Below are 16,510 nucleotides of genomic sequence, written 5' to 3' on the forward strand. Positions count from 1 at the left end.
TTGTTTGTTTGTTTGTTTTCAATATTATAAATAAGGAATATGATATTGAAAGTTATAATATTGGGGATTGTACTTTTTAAGTGCAAGGGTTAACGCTTATGATCGACTTATGAGAATCAACAAATTAACAGCTTCCATTTTTGCTGCTAAATTTGTTTTTATGCTATGTTGTTAATCAGTACGTTTATCAGTCTCCTGTAAAACACTATTAAGATTGCATAGCTCATCTATTCTCAGTTGTCGCTCTTCCAATAACTCACTTTTACTTTGCAACCTTGCTCTCAACTTAATAATAGTTTTTTCATCTTCAAAATGATCAAGCTTCAAAGCTTGTATATGATCAAGTTTTTGACTAAGACGTTCATTTTCTAACTCATGAAAACATATTAATTCATCCATTTCATCAATTGATGCGCATAAGTTGTTAGCATTTTTTTCAAGTTCCAGTCTGATTTTGGTAAGCTTACGATCAGCTATGCTTTGAATTTTTTTATCGCAAGTTACTATTATTTCATTTAACTTCTTTCCAATTTCTTCATTTAGCGACTCTAACAATTCTTCAACTTCAGGCTCAAGAACATGAATATCAAAATCAGAAAATTCAATAGGTTGCTCTGAGTTAATGAAACGATTTGACCATTCTTTCATCAGGCGTTCAGGTCGCCCTTTTCCAATAATATTTTTTAACTTATATCCGCTTACTTGCTTTCCTTCCTGTTCTAATTTACGACCAGCTTCATAAATATCTTCTGAAGCGACTTCTGCTTTTCTCATAATAATTTCCACCTTGTTCTTAGCATTAATAATATACTTTTGAAAAATTAATAATGTTTCAAAAGTTCTTGTTTACGAGTGATATTTTCCATATTTATGAATTCATAGCAATACTAGTTTATTAATAAAAACAATAAGTAACAGTTATCAAAAAATATTTTTATATTTTTCAGTGATTAAACTGCAAATAAAAAAAATGAATTGGTGAACGGTGAGAAGACAGATTATATAAAAGAAGCAGTCATAAAATCAGCACTGAATAACATATAAAAAAGTAGATATTTCTGAGTTGACGTAAGTAGTATAGAAAATGAAAGTGGCTCGATTAGAGCCACTTCTGTCCATATAAACATTAAGTTCTTTTACAATTAGGTCTACAGATTTTTAACTACTATTTGAATCCAGTGAGCAAGCCCACTAAATATCTACGTAACATAGTTATGCATCATTCAAATTTGAGATGGGTGTGTATTTTACTAAAGGCAGAATCAACTCAGCCAACTTGTTCAGTGCTTCAACACGCTCAGGAAAAAAGCCATAACAGTCATATGTTTTTTCGACGCCTTTAAGGCTATGATTCATCGATTTCTCAGCTACAGGCTTACTAATACCAAGCTTACTGAGCATTGTACGCGCTGTGCGGCGGAGGTCATGGATTGTGAAGTGTTCAACAAAAATTTCCTCAAAATAATTAGGGCTTGGCTTTCTATTGCCGTAAGCGATGCCAAACAAACTCGAAACAGCATCATTTAGTGTATCTTCACCAATATGTGCCTTTTTACTCTTTTTGCGATTCGGAAATAGATATTCAGAATTTGCACTGAGCAATTTCAAATCATGAAAAAGTGGTATAGCTAAATCCGGAATAGGTATCACTAATGCCGCTTCAGTTTTGGTACCGCTAGCAAACAACTTAAACGTTTGGCGCTTTAAATCTATTTGAGTCCATTTTGCAGATAATAACTCCATTTTTCGAGTTAGCAATAGAAGTAACAACACAAGTGCTATATACGAACCTGTCGGTATTTTGTATGGATGTTGACGAAATACCAAAAAAGCAGCTTCAATCTCTTGCTCTTCGAGGAAACGTTGGCGCTTTTTGTCAGCACCACCCGCATCTTCAGTTTGAGAAAATTCTTGCGCGATATTGCAAATAACCACCTTATATTTTGTTGCTAGGCGATATACACGCTTTATAAAAAGTAAAACCTGGTTAGCAACGGATGGACGACCCGAATCCAAAACACGCTGAATAACATTGTCTATATCGTAACTGTGAATACGGTCCATTCGAATGTTTCCCATGTATTCTTTGATTTCGTTTTTATAGACCCGCTCATATATATATACAGTTTGTATTTTACTGCGCTTTTTATCTAAGTATTTATTAGCGCAATCATCAAATGTTATTAACTTAGGTTGATTTTGACGTTCAATATCGAGTTTTAGATCAATACCATCATTCAATTTCTGACGGCAATCAATTGCAATTTTAATGGCATCTTCTAGATCTAGAAGCTCTTCATGGTTTTTACCATAAGCACCAATTTTAAATTGACGTCGTTTGCCATAAAGTTGATAACGAATTATCCAACTTGCTTTGCCTGATGATTTGACATCAAGATATAAACACGGATAAAAATTTTCGAAGGAAGGGATTCCGAGTTGCACTAGTTCTTTAACTCGATTTGCTTGTTCTAATACTGACATTTTATTACCTCAATTGCTCATCAAATGTGATGAGTAAATGAGGAGGAGGTCACCAAAAAATCACCACTTTGGTCACCACTTGAAGCAAAAAAAGGCTAAGAAAACATATTTTTTTAAAAGCTTTCTTAAATATTTTGGCTAAAAACACTTAAATATCATGTTATTTAGCCGAAATATCAGTCAAAAATAATAGATAACTTTCTATTCTATATTCTGGATCTGCTCGCGCATTTGCTCAATTAACACTTTTAACTCAACCGCTGAGTTGGTGATATCGGCATTAATAGATTTTGAACCTAAGGTGTTTGCTTCGCGGTTAAACTCTTGCATCATAAAATCTAAACGTCTGCCTTGTGCGCCGCCTTTTTTCAAAATGCTGCGGGTTTCTTTTACGTGACTAAATAGACGGTCAATTTCTTCGTCAACATCCATTTTTTGCGCCAGTAATACCAGTTCTTGCTCAACACGTGATGATTCAAGTTCAATGTTAGCATCGGCAAACTTGTCGGTAATGCGCTTACGTTGCCATGCTATGATTTCTGGCATGTGGCCTTTGACTATATCGGCTTGCTCGATAATGCCATCTAAGCGCTGCTCAAGAAGCATCTTAAGGTTTTCACCTTCATCGGTACGAGCAACAATAAAGTCTTTTAATGCTTGGTCAAAACCGGCCAGTACTTCTGCTTGAATGGTATTCATGTCAGCTTCTTCTGCTTCCATCACACCAGGCCAACGCATAATTTCAACGGGGTTTACCATCGCGTTATTGGCTAAGCTTGCAATAGTATTGGCGTGGGTCATTAATTCGCCAGCTAGCTCTGTATTTAAGGTGATTTTACTTTTTGCTGCTGGGTTAGCATTAAAACGTAAATTACATTCTACTTTTCCGCGATTTAATTGCTTGCGAAATCGTTCTCTTAATACTGGCTCTATGCTTCTAAATTGCTCGGGTAAACGAAAATAGGTTTCGAGGAAACGTTGATTAACAGAACGGATTTCCCAAACGGCATTGCCCCATTCGCCCTTAATTTCATGGCGTGCGAACGCTGTCATACTATGGATCATTGAGTCTCCTAAATTTTTTAAATTAACATTGTGGTGAATTATGCCCTAGCTACTACTGGGTATCTACATTAATAAGCTGTAGTTAGCGAGATCATGGTGGCAATATACCCGCTCCACGTCAATATTAAACCTTTGCTTGCTGCCAGCGCGCTTTAATATGGTCTGCAACGCGAAACGAGTTGGCATAAATGGTAAAAGTGTAAGGCACACTACCGCCTGTTGGCATAAACGAGGCGTCGGTAACAAATAAGTTTTCAACCTCATGTGTTTGGCAATTTTTATTCAATACTGACGTTTTAGGGTCATGACCAAAACGACAACCACCCGCCATTAAGTTGGTGGGTGGTGAACTGCTCACCGATGATGAAACGTTGCTCGCGCCCATTTCTACTAATAACTTTTCAGCTTTTTCAGCGAGATACTCACCTACATCTAAATCGTGGTTATGCGCGCCAATACGTACTTTCGCCACAGGGTCGCCCCACTTATCGGTGACTTCATCATCTAAAGCGACAAAACAATTATCAGTTGGCAACCAGTCATTAAACACTTCAAAACGGAGTGTTTTATAACTGGTGAATTCAGTTTTCATGCTTTGTTTGAGTGCTTCACCCCAAAGTAGTGTTTCACTATTTTGGCTTTCATCATATTGCCACTGTGTGCCTTGTGCACGCGAAATAGGATTTTGATAAAACAAGAAGTCTATGGTGCCGCCTTTGGCTTTGCCATCGCGATTAATGCCGGTAAAAGCTTTATCATCAATTTGATACCAGTCTTGTAAAGCACGATTAATAAAAGGCCCTACTTGGGTAAGTTGTGTTTTTTTCTCGTCGCTTAAGTCTTTATAAAAGAAATCACCACGACCCGTTCCACCGGCACTAAAAACTAAGTTTTTACCGACTTGGCCGGTATTGTTGGCTAAACCGTTAGGGAATTTCTCGCCTTTGGAAGCCAATAGCAAACGTGAGGTTTCAATGGCTTGGCATGCCACTACATAATATTTAGCCTGAACAGTTTTTTTGCGCCCTGCTTGGTCATAATATTGCACGCCAGATATTTCACCTTGGCTATCAGTCGCAATGTTATACACTTTTGCATGCGGTGTTATGGTGCAATTGCCTGTAGCGACTGCGTGGTTCAATAATGCCGCTCGGCCACCGCCTTTCGCACCTGACGAACAACCATAACTGCTGCAATAACCCGAATATTCACAGCTATTTCTGCCCATAGCCGGTTGAGATAATATCGCTCTAGGCACTGGCACTGCGTGGTAACCTATTTTTTCTGCACTTTTGTCTATCCACGATGAAATGGCATGTTCAGCCAAGGGTGGATACGGAAAGTCGGTTGAACGAGGTTCTTGATGTGGGTGTGCAGTGGCTCTGCCTGATACACCAACCACCTTTTCAACTATCGCGTAGTAAGGTTCTAGCTCATCATAACTGATTGGCCAGTCAACGACATTTGCACCTTTAATGGCGCCAAATTCAGTTTTCAAACGAAAATCTACCGGCTTTAAACGATGAAAGTAGCCACTCATAAAGTTTGACGAGCCGCCAACTACGGTGCCATTCCAAAAGCTCCAACCCGATTCACTGGTTGCTTGGCCTTGCCAAAAACTTTCACCTGCGGCGTTTTCATATTCTTCTTCAATAACATGCTGTTCGTCTTCAAGTTTAGGGTTATAAGCATCACGTAAGCTGATCGCGAGTTCATCTTTATAAAACTCTTTTTCTGTTAACCAAGCGCCTTTCTCTAGCACTAACACTTTAGCGCCTGCGTTGGCTAAGGTATAAGCCACTGGTGAAGCGCCTGCGCCACTACCCACTATACAAATATCATATTTCATGCTTTTCGAGTTCCTATTTTTTTGCCCATATATTGCTGATGGCTGACAATTTGTGTGCTTGTTGTCTTGGAAAACGGCGCTTTGTTACTCAGCACAATAGGTTGTTTACCGGGTAATTCATAATAACGCTGCCCAGCTTGAGGTAAGGGAAAACCCGCTTGATGATCTAACCATTGCCAACCTATACCATTAGGATTACCACCATAACTTGGCGGTGTCAGCATGGCCTCGAAAATATAACTAACTAAATTACTTAACCAATTCTCGCCCGCGCGTGAGCGACTAATGGCCCGCAATATTTTTTCTTTTTCATCAAAGCTTAATAACACAAAATTTTTCTGTAATTCACTGTTGCTGAAACCATTTAGCCAGCCAACGCCTTTATAAATAAATTCAATTTCATCGCTTTCGGTAGGCTGTTGAAACACGACATTATATAAATACTGTGTTGCTTGAATTTCTTTTGCACTAGGGCCCGTTGGCGACTCAGGTAATAAATGCGCCAGTACCGCTTCAAGGGTTAACCAGGGGTCAGTTTGCAATACCTGGGCAAATTTCTCACTAGCCAGTGTTGACCAAGCACGTAATGGCATAGCGGCAACCATAGTCGCGCCCGCTGCAGATTTTAGTGCACTGCGCCTGGAAACTTTCTTTTGTAGCCATTTGGGCGTGCGAAAATTTTCATCAAAAAATGAGTTCACTGGCGACATTGCTGTGTTCGTTGTTTGCTTTCGAACCATGGCTTTAACCTTTTGCACTTGCGTCATTTAAATTTTCCTTATTATTTTTTACCTGCCATTTTGCTAGAAAAGTCAGCCAGTACTGCGCAGAATACTGCAAGTCGTCAAGTAATTCAGCGGTGTCTTTAGACAACAACATTTGGCCGGTATTGGTTGAAACATACATATGCGGGTAACCTTGCACGGGTGGCAACGACTTCATAAAAGCTTCATTTTCATTGCTGTCACTGACGCTTATTTTAAGCAGGACATAATTATCATGCAGCGTTTGGTAAATTTTAGGATTTTTCGCTAGAAAAGCATCCATTTTATGACACCAAGTACACCAATTGCCGCCAATTTCAATTAACACATTTCTGTTACTGGCTTGCGCGATGCCAATGGCTGCTTGCGCGTCTTTAAACGGGTCGCGCTTATCGTCATAAACTTTACTGTATAACGGCAATTCGTTTGCAGTAGCAATTGTTGACGGGTGTGCAGAAGCTTGCGCACTTACTGGGCTGGTGAGCAATAAACTTGATAACAATACACTCGCTAACCATAAAACAATAAACAGCTGAAATTTCATAAATTCTCTCTACGTCAATAATATTCAATGGCCACTAACAACAAACCCACAATAGAGTGACCTTATATTAATTAACTATATTTCAAAATACTTGTAACGTCATTATGTCAAATTGCTATCCGAACGATTATAATGCGCAGCAATTATACTATGATAGGAAATGCAACATGCGTCCAAGCGGCAGAACTTTAGGGCAAATACGTCCTGTAACCATTACGCGTCAATTTACCGCTCATGCAGAAGGCTCAGTGCTTATTGAGTTTGGTGATACCAAAGTTATATGTACCGCCACAGTGGAAACCGGTGTACCGCGTTTTATGAAAGGCCAGGGCAAAGGTTGGATCAACGCTGAATACGGCATGTTACCTCGCTCTACTCACACGCGTATGCGTCGCGAAGCTGCCAATGGCAAACAAAGCGGTCGCACCTTAGAGATTTCTCGTTTAATCGCGCGTTCATTGCGTGCTGCGGTTGATTTAGCTGCATTGGGTGAAAATACTATTACGATTGATTGTGATGTTATTCAAGCTGACGGTGGCACGCGTACCGCTTCAATTACCGGCGCTTGTGTCGCTTTGGTTGATGCACTAAACCATATGCGCGCTAAAGGTATTATTAATAACAATCCCCTTAAGCACATGATTGCCGCTGTTTCTGTGGGTATCTATAAAGGTGAAGCGATTTCTGATTTAGAATATGTTGAAGATTCTGCCGCTGATACTGATATGAACGTTGTCATGACCGAAACCGGCAAGTTAATTGAAGTGCAAGGCACAGCTGAAGAAGAACCGTTTAGCTTTGACGAAATGCAACAAATGCTCGCACTTGCTAAGAACAGTATTAATGAACTGTTTGATATTCAAAAAACCGCTTTAAATTAAGCCAGACAGGAGCTAATTATGAAAGATTATCAACGCGAATTCATTGAATTTGCCTTAGCTAAACAAGTGTTACGTTTTGGCGAATTCACCTTAAAGTCAGGCCGTATTAGTCCTTATTTTTTCAATGCGGGTTTATTCAATACCGGTGGTGATTTAGCCCGTTTAGGACGTTTTTATGCCGCGGCATTGCAAGATTCTAGCATTGACTACAATTTGTTGTTTGGCCCTGCTTACAAAGGCATTCCTATTGCCACCACCACAGCAGTTGCACTTGCTGACAGTTACAACATTGATATGCCATATTGCTTTAACCGCAAAGAAGCTAAAACCCACGGTGAAGGTGGCAGCTTAGTAGGCTCACCCCTTGAAGGTAAAGTGATGCTGGTTGATGATGTCATCACCGCAGGCACTGCCATTCGTGAGTCAATGCAAATTATTCAGGCTCACGGTGCTGAATTATCCGGTGTACTGATTGCCTTAGACCGACAAGAAAAAGGCCAAGCAGAGCTTTCTGCCATTCAAGAAGTTGAGCGCGACTTTAATACCAAGGTCATTTCTATTGTTACCTTGGCTGACTTAATCAGCTACTTGGAAGAAAAACCAGACATGACTGACAGCTTGGCTAGCATTAAAAAATATCGTGAAGATTACGGTATTTAAGTAATAAATTAACTCTTGCTATAGTCAGTAAATAGTAGCGTCACCAAACGTAAAAAGCCTGCAAAATTGCAGGCTTTTTTGTTACTAAAAATCGTATCACAGGCTCAGCGATCACTAGGCCGTTAGCTCGAATTGATAGCTTGCTGATTTTTCATAGGCTTGATTAATAGTAGCGTAAAATTTTTCAATGCGGCCCGCTCTTTCATCAACCGCTAATGGCCGGCTTGGCACTAGGGCCTCTTGCGCTGATAAGGTTTGGGAAATTTGACGATCAAAAGCTTTACTACTGTCATTATTTTCAAGGCTAGTGTCACTTTGCAGCAGCGCTTTATCAGGATATAACTGACCTAACTGCGGCTTAGCCTCAACATTGTCAGCACTGATATTCGTTAACTCTGCCTGAGCTTCTAAAATAATACTAGCCGCCGAAGCAGCAACGCGAATATCTTGTGCTGATGGATTAGCCGGTGCTAAAGCAGCCGCTTGCACTTTATTCATTTTAGCAATGGTTTCTGTTGGCTCACCTGCAATAGGCGTTAAATCAACAGAGACTTCACCAGCAACAGCATATTTTTTACCATTTGGCCCAATTTCATATGAATAAGATGGCGCGCCAGTAAATGAACCACCAACGCCAGCATGAGCGTTTTCATGATTACGCACCGCTTTATCGCGATTTTCCAAGCTGCGAATAATTTGTGTATTGGCCAACTCTTCCGCACTCGATTGTTGGTCACGACTTGCGCTTTTTTGCCCCGGTTTTGCTTCTCCAGAGCTCTCGCTATTTTGCTTATTAGCCTCTTGTTCTGAGTGCTTTGCTGAGTCTTGCCCTGAGCTATTGCCTGAGCCATCACCTGAACTATTGTGTGAACTATTGCCAATAACATCGTTAGCGAGCTCAGCTTGTTTACGTAAGCTGGCAAAATCTACTTGCTGATTGTTTTGTGCGGGAGTGCGGCCACGTTCTTTGTCAGAGGCCGGACCTTTTTCGGCGCCTGATTGACTCGATGGCTCAGGCTTTGTGATGACTTCTCTTTGCTGATTTTCACGACGTAAGCTATCTGTCTGCAGGTTTACCACAGTTTGTATGGGTAGATGAGTGTTTTGTGGCGTGATATTCATAACCGCTAAACGGTAACGTCCAATAACGAGCCTAAGTTTTCATCGGCTGATTGCATCACTTCAACAGATGCCTTCGCTTGAAATTCTGCCACCCGCAAATCTATGAGTGACTGCGTTAGCTTTACCGGACTATCACCCTTTTGTTGAGCTAGCTCGTTAACATTAGCCACAGGAGCATTACTTGCTTGAGCGACGCCATAAGATTCAGCCGCTAGGCTAGTACTAGTCGCTATATTTTCGGCCGCTTTATAAACATCTTCATTAGCTTTTTGAAGGCCTTGTGCACCAAGATTAAAGGCGGATTGAATTTCCACAAAATACTCCTCAATGATTACTGACACTTACGCTGTACTTATACTCTTTACTTATACTCGGTAGTTATCTGCTAAATTTACGGTTCAACTTAATATTCAGCTACCTGCTCAATTATCAACCAAAAGTGTTAAAAAGTAAACCGTTACTCTTTAACTCAGATGTTCAGTTAACCAGCTTTTCAATATCGCTAAAAACTCAGCCTGATGAGATATAAATGGCGCATGTGAGGCTTGTTCAAATATATAACTTTGGCTGTGAGGGGCAAGTTGATCAATCAAAGCAATAACTTGTTTGGGTACTAAACCATCAAGCTTGCCGTATAGGCGTAAAAATGGCTGATGAATATTTTGTAGCTGCGCAGACAAATCTGAGCTTTCTAATAAACTTAATGAGTCGTCTAATACCTGTCGCGTAGGCTGTTCATATTGCATAACTAGCTCGCGAATTTGTTTAATGTCTTGGCGAATATGTGGACTACCCATGGCTTGAATTTTCAAAAAATTACTAATAGTTTTTGTCGTGTCTTGAGCAAGTTGTTGGTGGAACAACGCCAAAACACTTGCCTTAATGCCTGGCCAATTATCTTGTGCTACAAACTGTGGCGAGCTCGCCACAGTCACTAGTCCTAATACTTGCGCTGGATGCTGAATAGCCATTTGACTGGCGACTAATCCCCCTAAAGACCAACCAATATAAACCGCGGGTTTAGCCACCGCTTGTACAATAGCCTCTGCTATCTCAACTAATGAATATTGAGCCAGTTGTACTGATTTATTAGTCGCAAAGCCGGGCAAATCGACGGTGATCACTTGAAAGTTGGCTTGGAGCTGCGCTAAACAGGGTTGCCAAACAGCCGAGTTAAGGCCCCAACCATGGATGAATACCAAAGGAATACCTTGGCCTTGGCTGGTAATTTTTAATCTTTCTGCCATGCTCTCTTTCATGCTGAGTGTCATGCTTAATGTGCTCAATATCCGGTAGGCGCACAGTTTAACCAAAGGAGGCTGAAAATGGAATTTAGCAGCAAGCGCAATAGGGAAATACTATTAACTTTACAGCAGACATTGCGCCAAGAAATAAAAAAAGTCAGCCTAAAAATAAGCGGCTGCTCCTTATGTGGTAATACTTGCCAACATCACCCATTACTTTGTCAGTATTGCCAAGCAGATTTACCTTATTTTAATCACCAACATCTGCCTTATGATTTATTATTATGGCCCGCCGTTACAAAACTGATCCCCATCAAACATTTTGATCACCTATTAGCCATTGCGCCTTATGTGTGGCCCTTCAATACTTGGGTTAGTCAGTTAAAATATCAACATAAAACCGAATTAGCCGAGCTGTTATCTTATCTACTTATTCATCACTGGCAGCAATATCTTAGCCTTGAACAGACAAATTTAACGCCCGACAACATCTGGATCGTGCCGGTGCCATTACATTTAAAAAAGTGGCAAGAACGCGGGTTTAACCAAGCAGACCTGATTGCGCGCAAGTTCGCCCAAAGTGTTGGTTATCTTTATCAAGCAGATCTTGTGATCAGGAAAAAATTAACAGACAGTCAGGTGGGTAAGTCAGGTGCTGAACGCAGAAAAAATTTAAAACAAGCTTTTAGCTTAAATATCAACCCGAAGGCAAAGCTACCTGAGCATGTTATTTTGATTGATGATGTGGTGACCACAGGCACAACCGCCAATGAAATTTGTAAGCTGCTAAAAAAAAATGGAGTGCAAAATATTACACTCCTGAGTTTATGTTTAGCGATTCCTAGCTAGCGCTTTATTCTGCCAAGTTGGCACTAAAGGCTTTAGCAAAGAATAAACTGTTGGCAATAATCTTCATGCTGCCCAAAAAGTAGCCACGAAAAGCTAGGTTGTCAGTACTCGCAATAATCCGACCTTTACCGACATTGTGAGCCACCAGTGTCGGGTTATTCGCTAAACGATTCACTAAATTTTTATCGGTATAACCACTAAGCAAAGGTACATTACTGTATTTTGCTACCGTTATAAATGGCTGCGATGTTTGCTCCATAATTATGGTGCTATTTCGAAATACCGGTAACTTAATGTTTTGATAACCGTATGCTAGCGGATGACTGACATCTAATTCGGCTTGAAAAATAGCGCCAGCAATACGTTTTCGACCCGCCAGTTGCTCTTTATCACCGTAAGTTAATTTATCCGTATCAAATAACTGGTCGATATGCGCTTTACTGACAAAATCAATTTTTAATAATTCTATTTCTGAGAACCAAAGTGCGGCGCGTTTTTGACCAAATAGCACACCACCATTAGCTAACCATGCAGTTAATTCACTCTGTACCTTGCTGTCTAACGCATTATACCGGCCATCAACCATAATTATATGGCTATAGTCAGCTAAATTAATCGCGGTTAAGCGTGGCATTTCAACGACCGTGACCGGAATTTCCAGTAGACTATCAAGATAGTAAAGTATTTCACCTGCTTCATATTGAGATACCCCTTTACCACCCACCAATAATACTTTCGGCGCTGAAACTGGCCGAAATGAACTACTGCCAATATCAATGCCCTTTGCAGTTAATCCCGTATCTAAAGCGTTAAGCGCTATCTGGCTTTTAGCCGCAAAGTCCGTGAGAATATTACGCCAGTTTTCTACTTGCTGAGTACCCGCTGGTATAATAATAGTGCCTTGTTCGAAGGTTTTAACTGCGCCATTAACTGTCGCGGAAAACGCCTTAGTAGCTACTTTTGCCTTGATCTTAGCCTTGGTAATTTTATTTAACAGTTTGGGCGCTAAAAAATCATGCCATTCAAAGGCATAGGCGTAAGCCAACTTGCTGACATCAGCAGCTTTTACAGTGCTAGGTTGCCATGGTTTTTCTTCAGTTTTTAAACCCCAAGTACGTCCAACAGGCGCAAATTTTATGTTCATGGCGAGTGGTAACGTCCAGCCTGAGACATCATAAAAGGTATTATCTTGAAAGCTTTGTTGCTGATTAAATAGCGCTTTAACCACTCGGTATTGCGGCTGTTCTAATGGGATATAATAACTATACTGCGCAAAATACGTTAACTCATTAATTTTATAATCTTGCTTAAGGGGATACACCTTAATTTGATGTTGCTGCAACTTATTTAAAAAAGTCTCTAGGCGATAATGATCTTTAGTTTCAGTAAAAATATAACCATTAAAGCTTTCATCACTGGCTTTTTTTTGTGCCTGTTGGTAGAAGTCTTGTCGATAAGCTTTAAATTTTTGTTGGTTTTTCCACGCACCTTCAATAGTTGATAACGACGTTAATACATGGTTTTGTATACCGTATTCAAAGGTCAGTAAGCCATTAACGGTATCTTGCTGTAAACCTCGACTACTGGCTTGTTCAAACAATATACCAATGCCACCATTAATGTCTGGATACGTTGAACCCTTGCCATAATAAAAATCATCAAAGCTTTCTTCACTGTAATATAAACGCTGTTTTTCATCGAGTGCTTTGGCGTGATAGGTCGCGAGTAACCGCGTTAGCTCGGTATTTTTTTCTGGTGTTAAAGGATGCGTTCGTGTGGGAATACCTGGCTGAAAAAAATAGCTGCTATTGGCGCCCATTTCATGAAAGTCACCTAAAACATTTGGCTGATATTGATGAAAATAGGGTAGGCGATTTTGACTTTCTTTTTGCGACAATAGCAACCAATCGCGGTTTAAATCAAAACCAAAATGATTGGTACGGCCCGTGCGCCAGTTTTGATGATGTTCGATATGGTTTGGATCTGAATTCTCAGCTATACCACTATGGGTCGCCACCCAATTAACAAATCGATCCATGCCGTCTGGGTTAATGCTCGGCTCTATCACAATAATAGTGTCGTTCAGCATATCGGCCACGGCTTTATCTTGCGATGCGGCTAAATGATAAGCCAGCACCATAGCCGCATTAGTACCGCTAATTTCATCACCATGCACACTATAACCTAACCAAACCACAATAGGGTCTTTAGCAGAGGCGGCTATATCTGAGCGCCGTGCTAAAATTTTCTCAAGGTTATTTAAGTTTTCAGGACTTGAAATAGTTAATAAAATTTGTGAGCGAAACTGTGTAGTTCGACCCATTTCTTCAATTTGGAGTCGAGTTGACGATGCCGCGACTTGCTGTAGATAGTTTATTACTTGATCATGGCGTGGATGGCGTTCACCAATACCAAAGCCCAAAGTGGATTCTGGCGTTGGCACTTTTTCGCTATAAACTGCGCCCTTGGGCAAGTATGTACTTACATTGGCACTAAAAACGGTAAACGAAGCACTTAATAAACAAAATATTACAATTCGATACAACGATAACAACATGCGAGATCTCCTGGTTCAATAGTTAGATAAAATAACAAAATAATGCCATATGAACTAGTTATCTCGCGATAATTGCCCATTTATCTGTTTTATTGTTAACTTTTCAGCTGCTGGCTATATAAATTATGCTATCTAGGACTAGCACCAAATGACAGACAAGCGTAAAATTGTTATACTTGAGTAAAATAGTCGGGTATTGAAAAGTTCAAGCCCAGTAGGGAGAGTAAATAGTATGATGGTTAACATTTCAGAAACTGCACAAGAACACTTTGTAAAACTACTTTCTGGGCAAGCTGAAGGTACGAGTATCCGTGTGTTTGTTGTAAACCCGGGTACAGCAAGCGCTGAATGTGGTGTATCCTACTGTCCGGCTGACGCTATAGAAGCTGACGACATTGAATTAAAGTTTGAAAACTTTTCAGCTTACATAGACGCCGACAGTAAGACTTATTTAGAAGAAGCAGAAATAGATTTCACCTCTGACCAAATGGGCTCGCAATTAACCTTAAAAGCGCCAAATGCTAAGTTACGTAAAGTTGCCGATGACGCGCCATTATTTGAGCGTGTTGATTACTTCTTAAAAGCTGAGGTTAACCCTCAGCTAGCGAGTCATGGCGGCGATTGTACGCTAATGGAAATCACTGAAGACGGTTATGCTGTATTACAATTTGGCGGTGGCTGTAATGGTTGTGCCCAAATCGATGTTACCGTTAAAGACGGCATTGAGAAGCAATTGATCGAAATGATGGCGGGTGAAATCAAAGGCGTAAAAGATATGACAGAGCATGAACGTGGCGAACACTCATACTACTAATAACCTGCTGTTGTCAGTAAGGTTTTAATGTCATTATTAGAAAGAATAGGCCAAGATCCACAACGCAGTATGCAGCGTTTTCTCAGTGGACTTGGTCTTTTTATTATCGGCGTTTGTTTTATATTTCTCGGTTACTATCAGCACTATCTTTGGCAAATGCTCGGCGTGGTTATTTTAGCTGGCGGTTGTCTGCTGGCTATTTACGCTTATATCAGATTATTTGCTAATCGTTTGTATCATATATTTAATCGTACTAAGCGTTAAAAAGTGCTAGAAAGTATGCTTATTTCGATGATAATGCCAAGCTAATGTAATACCGCGTGCTAACATAAATATTGAAAATGCCGCCCACAGACCATGATTACCATAATCCTTTAATAGCCACCATACCGGAAAAAAACAGCCAAAAGTGGCGATTATCATGCTATTTCTCATAATATGCGCCTGCATCAAACCAACATACACACCGTCATATAAATAACACCAACAGGCCAGTAAGGGTAAAGCGACAATCCAAAATAAATGTTGCTGGGCATAATCAACCACAGCCGATATATCCGAGATACTGACAATAAAATAATTGCCCGCCAGATAAAACAATAAACTATAAGCGAGCGCAAATATGCCAGTCCAAAAAAGCGCAATATTGACACTGACAAACATGCTTTTTTGATTATTCTCTCCTTTCGCTTTACCTACCATGACTTCCGCCGCATTGGCCACACCGTCTAAACCAAACGATATTAATAACAAAAAATTCATCAAGATAGCATTAGCAGCAATCACATCGTCGCCTAATCGCGCACCTTGAAAGGTCATAAAAATAAAGCATATTTCTAAACATAAAGTGCGAATTAATATATCTCGATTCAGTTTAAAATAGCTTAACAAAGCGGTTCGCTCTAAAGCCGCAGCAAACATTTGCTGTGCGCTAGCAAATAAGCCCATAAACTTTTGTTTAAAGTTATTGTATACAAAGGCTAAGCCGATAAATAAGCCACTATATTCTGCAATCAGCGTTGCCATAGCCACACCTTTAACTTGCCAAGCAAAACCAATCACAAAGAGTAAATCTAGGCCTAAGTTAATCAAGTTAGTGGCAATAATTAACCACATCACTACTTTGGCTTGGTGATTACCCAGCAACCAACCCAAAATAACTAAATTAGCCAGTGCGGCTGGCAAACCCCAAATGCGAATGGCGCTATATTCTTGCGCATAAAACTGCACTTGCTCAGAGCCACCGGCTAATGATAGTGCAAGATCAAGGTAGAAATTCTGAAATATAATAACGACCAAACCAATGGCAAACGCAACAATAATCCCACGTAGCAATATCAAACAGCTTAATGCATTATTTTTTTGGCCAAACGCCTGCGCTGATAAGCCGGTAGTCGACATACGTAAAAAGCCACACAACCAAGTGATGGCGGTAATGATCATGGCGCCAACCGTACTACCGCCTAAATAATAAGAATATTCTAGGTGGCCAATAACAGCGGTATCAACTAAACCTAGCAAAGGCGCAGTAATGTTTGACAAAATCATGGGTAAAGCAAGAATAAATAACTGCTTATGGCGTTCTATATTTGTGAATTTCAAAAAAAAGCCAACCTTTATGGCAAATAAACTGTTTAAATAGTTGAAAAAAAGCTACTTTACCTAAGCGCCTAACGC

16 protein-coding genes are annotated in these 16,510 nt (G+C 40.1%); 5 read left to right on the plus strand and 11 right to left on the minus strand.

The window, feature by feature from the left end; translation table 11 throughout:
* Positions 1-171 precede the first annotated feature (171 nt).
* The 6 genes from H4J65_RS06555 to H4J65_RS06580 all read right to left on the minus strand — a co-directional run bounded on the left by H4J65_RS06555 (position 172) and on the right by H4J65_RS06580 (position 6,706).
* On the minus strand, positions 172-774 hold the full coding sequence (locus tag H4J65_RS06555) for a hypothetical protein (protein ID WP_182196918.1): 603 nt from the start codon (positions 772-774) through the stop codon (positions 172-174).
* Positions 775-1,212: 438 nt separating this feature from the next.
* Positions 1,213-2,484 carry a tyrosine-type recombinase/integrase gene (locus H4J65_RS06560; RefSeq protein ID WP_182196919.1) on the minus strand — a complete coding sequence of 424 codons (1,272 nt, stop codon included), beginning with the start codon at positions 2,482-2,484 and terminating at the stop codon, positions 1,213-1,215.
* 201 nt (positions 2,485-2,685) lie between these two features.
* Entirely contained in the window at positions 2,686-3,549 is an 864-nt protein-coding gene (locus tag H4J65_RS06565; protein WP_182196920.1) for a YicC/YloC family endoribonuclease, read from the minus strand.
* Positions 3,550-3,673: 124 nt separating this feature from the next.
* A complete protein-coding gene (locus tag H4J65_RS06570; protein WP_182196921.1) occupies positions 3,674-5,398 on the minus strand; it encodes a GMC family oxidoreductase in 1,725 nt (574 codons plus the stop codon).
* Positions 5,395-6,165 (minus strand): gluconate 2-dehydrogenase subunit 3 family protein, encoded by a 771-nt coding sequence (locus H4J65_RS06575; protein ID WP_259367547.1) that lies wholly within the window; start codon positions 6,163-6,165, stop codon positions 5,395-5,397. The genes H4J65_RS06570 and H4J65_RS06575 overlap by 4 nt, the downstream gene beginning before the upstream one ends.
* Positions 6,143-6,706, minus strand: a complete 564-nt coding sequence (locus H4J65_RS06580; RefSeq protein WP_182196922.1) for a thioredoxin family protein — start codon at positions 6,704-6,706, stop codon at positions 6,143-6,145. The genes H4J65_RS06575 and H4J65_RS06580 overlap by 23 nt, the downstream gene beginning before the upstream one ends.
* Before the next feature lie 167 nt (positions 6,707-6,873).
* On the opposite strand from H4J65_RS06580, the gene rph reads away from it, so the two are divergent.
* The gene (rph, locus tag H4J65_RS06585) at positions 6,874-7,587 is read left to right on the plus strand and encodes a ribonuclease PH (RefSeq protein ID WP_146879660.1); all 714 of its coding nucleotides are present in this window, start codon (positions 6,874-6,876) and stop codon (positions 7,585-7,587) included.
* 18 nt (positions 7,588-7,605) lie between these two features.
* Complete coding sequence (pyrE, locus tag H4J65_RS06590; RefSeq protein ID WP_182196923.1) at positions 7,606-8,247, plus strand: orotate phosphoribosyltransferase; 642 nt, start codon at positions 7,606-7,608, stop codon at positions 8,245-8,247.
* A 114-nt stretch (positions 8,248-8,361) separates the two neighbouring features.
* Here the strand turns inward: pyrE and H4J65_RS06595 are convergent, their stop codons facing one another.
* From H4J65_RS06595 to bioH, 3 genes are all read right to left on the minus strand, one after another.
* Positions 8,362-9,369 (minus strand): putative metalloprotease CJM1_0395 family protein, encoded by a 1,008-nt coding sequence (locus H4J65_RS06595; RefSeq protein ID WP_182196925.1) that lies wholly within the window; start codon positions 9,367-9,369, stop codon positions 8,362-8,364.
* A gap of 5 nt (positions 9,370-9,374) precedes the next feature.
* On the minus strand, positions 9,375-9,683 hold the full coding sequence (locus tag H4J65_RS06600; RefSeq protein WP_182196928.1) for a hypothetical protein: 309 nt from the start codon (positions 9,681-9,683) through the stop codon (positions 9,375-9,377).
* Positions 9,684-9,833: 150 nt separating this feature from the next.
* Complete coding sequence (gene bioH / locus H4J65_RS06605; RefSeq protein ID WP_259367548.1) at positions 9,834-10,616, minus strand: pimeloyl-ACP methyl ester esterase BioH; 783 nt, start codon at positions 10,614-10,616, stop codon at positions 9,834-9,836.
* Positions 10,617-10,694: 78 nt separating this feature from the next.
* Here bioH and H4J65_RS06610 point away from each other — a divergent pair, with 78 nt between their 5' ends.
* Positions 10,695-11,462 (plus strand): ComF family protein, encoded by a 768-nt coding sequence (locus H4J65_RS06610; protein WP_182196930.1) that lies wholly within the window; start codon positions 10,695-10,697, stop codon positions 11,460-11,462.
* Positions 11,463-11,466: 4 nt separating this feature from the next.
* Here the strand turns inward: H4J65_RS06610 and H4J65_RS06615 are convergent, their stop codons facing one another.
* Complete coding sequence (locus tag H4J65_RS06615; protein WP_182196932.1) at positions 11,467-14,019, minus strand: M14 family zinc carboxypeptidase; 2,553 nt, start codon at positions 14,017-14,019, stop codon at positions 11,467-11,469.
* Between the two features lie 235 nt (positions 14,020-14,254).
* Between H4J65_RS06615 and nfuA the strand changes: the two genes are divergently transcribed.
* Positions 14,255-14,833 carry a Fe-S biogenesis protein NfuA gene (gene nfuA / locus H4J65_RS06620; RefSeq protein ID WP_182135896.1) on the plus strand — a complete coding sequence of 193 codons (579 nt, stop codon included), beginning with the start codon at positions 14,255-14,257 and terminating at the stop codon, positions 14,831-14,833.
* A 27-nt stretch (positions 14,834-14,860) separates the two neighbouring features.
* Positions 14,861-15,097 (plus strand): hypothetical protein, encoded by a 237-nt coding sequence (locus H4J65_RS06625; RefSeq protein WP_182196935.1) that lies wholly within the window; start codon positions 14,861-14,863, stop codon positions 15,095-15,097.
* 6 nt (positions 15,098-15,103) lie between these two features.
* On the opposite strand, the gene H4J65_RS06630 is transcribed toward H4J65_RS06625, so the two are convergent.
* Positions 15,104-16,435, minus strand: a complete 1,332-nt coding sequence (locus H4J65_RS06630; protein ID WP_259367549.1) for an MATE family efflux transporter — start codon at positions 16,433-16,435, stop codon at positions 15,104-15,106.
* Positions 16,436-16,510: the final 75 nt, after the last annotated feature.

The organism is Colwellia sp. MB02u-9 (assembly GCF_014077085.1).
Classification (GTDB): domain Bacteria; phylum Pseudomonadota; class Gammaproteobacteria; order Enterobacterales; family Alteromonadaceae; genus Cognaticolwellia.

Coding starts and splice junctions, on each gene's coding strand:
- pyrE (WP_182196923.1), top strand. CDS start 7,606: ATGAAAGATTATCAACGCGAATTCATTGAATTTGCCTTAGCTAAACAA.
- nfuA (WP_182135896.1), top strand. CDS start 14,255: ATGGTTAACATTTCAGAAACTGCACAAGAACACTTTGTAAAACTACTT.
- H4J65_RS06560 (WP_182196919.1), bottom strand. CDS start 2,484: ATGTCAGTATTAGAACAAGCAAATCGAGTTAAAGAACTAGTGCAACTC.
- H4J65_RS06615 (WP_182196932.1), bottom strand. CDS start 14,019: ATGTTGTTATCGTTGTATCGAATTGTAATATTTTGTTTATTAAGTGCT.
- bioH (WP_259367548.1), bottom strand. CDS start 10,616: ATGGCAGAAAGATTAAAAATTACCAGCCAAGGCCAAGGTATTCCTTTG.
- H4J65_RS06610 (WP_182196930.1), top strand. CDS start 10,695: ATGGAATTTAGCAGCAAGCGCAATAGGGAAATACTATTAACTTTACAG.
- H4J65_RS06575 (WP_259367547.1), bottom strand. CDS start 6,165: ATGACGCAAGTGCAAAAGGTTAAAGCCATGGTTCGAAAGCAAACAACG.
- H4J65_RS06595 (WP_182196925.1), bottom strand. CDS start 9,369: ATGAATATCACGCCACAAAACACTCATCTACCCATACAAACTGTGGTA.
- H4J65_RS06555 (WP_182196918.1), bottom strand. CDS start 774: ATGAGAAAAGCAGAAGTCGCTTCAGAAGATATTTATGAAGCTGGTCGT.
- H4J65_RS06570 (WP_182196921.1), bottom strand. CDS start 5,398: ATGAAATATGATATTTGTATAGTGGGTAGTGGCGCAGGCGCTTCACCA.
- H4J65_RS06580 (WP_182196922.1), bottom strand. CDS start 6,706: ATGAAATTTCAGCTGTTTATTGTTTTATGGTTAGCGAGTGTATTGTTA.
- H4J65_RS06625 (WP_182196935.1), top strand. CDS start 14,861: ATGTCATTATTAGAAAGAATAGGCCAAGATCCACAACGCAGTATGCAG.
- H4J65_RS06565 (WP_182196920.1), bottom strand. CDS start 3,549: ATGATCCATAGTATGACAGCGTTCGCACGCCATGAAATTAAGGGCGAA.
- rph (WP_146879660.1), top strand. CDS start 6,874: ATGCGTCCAAGCGGCAGAACTTTAGGGCAAATACGTCCTGTAACCATT.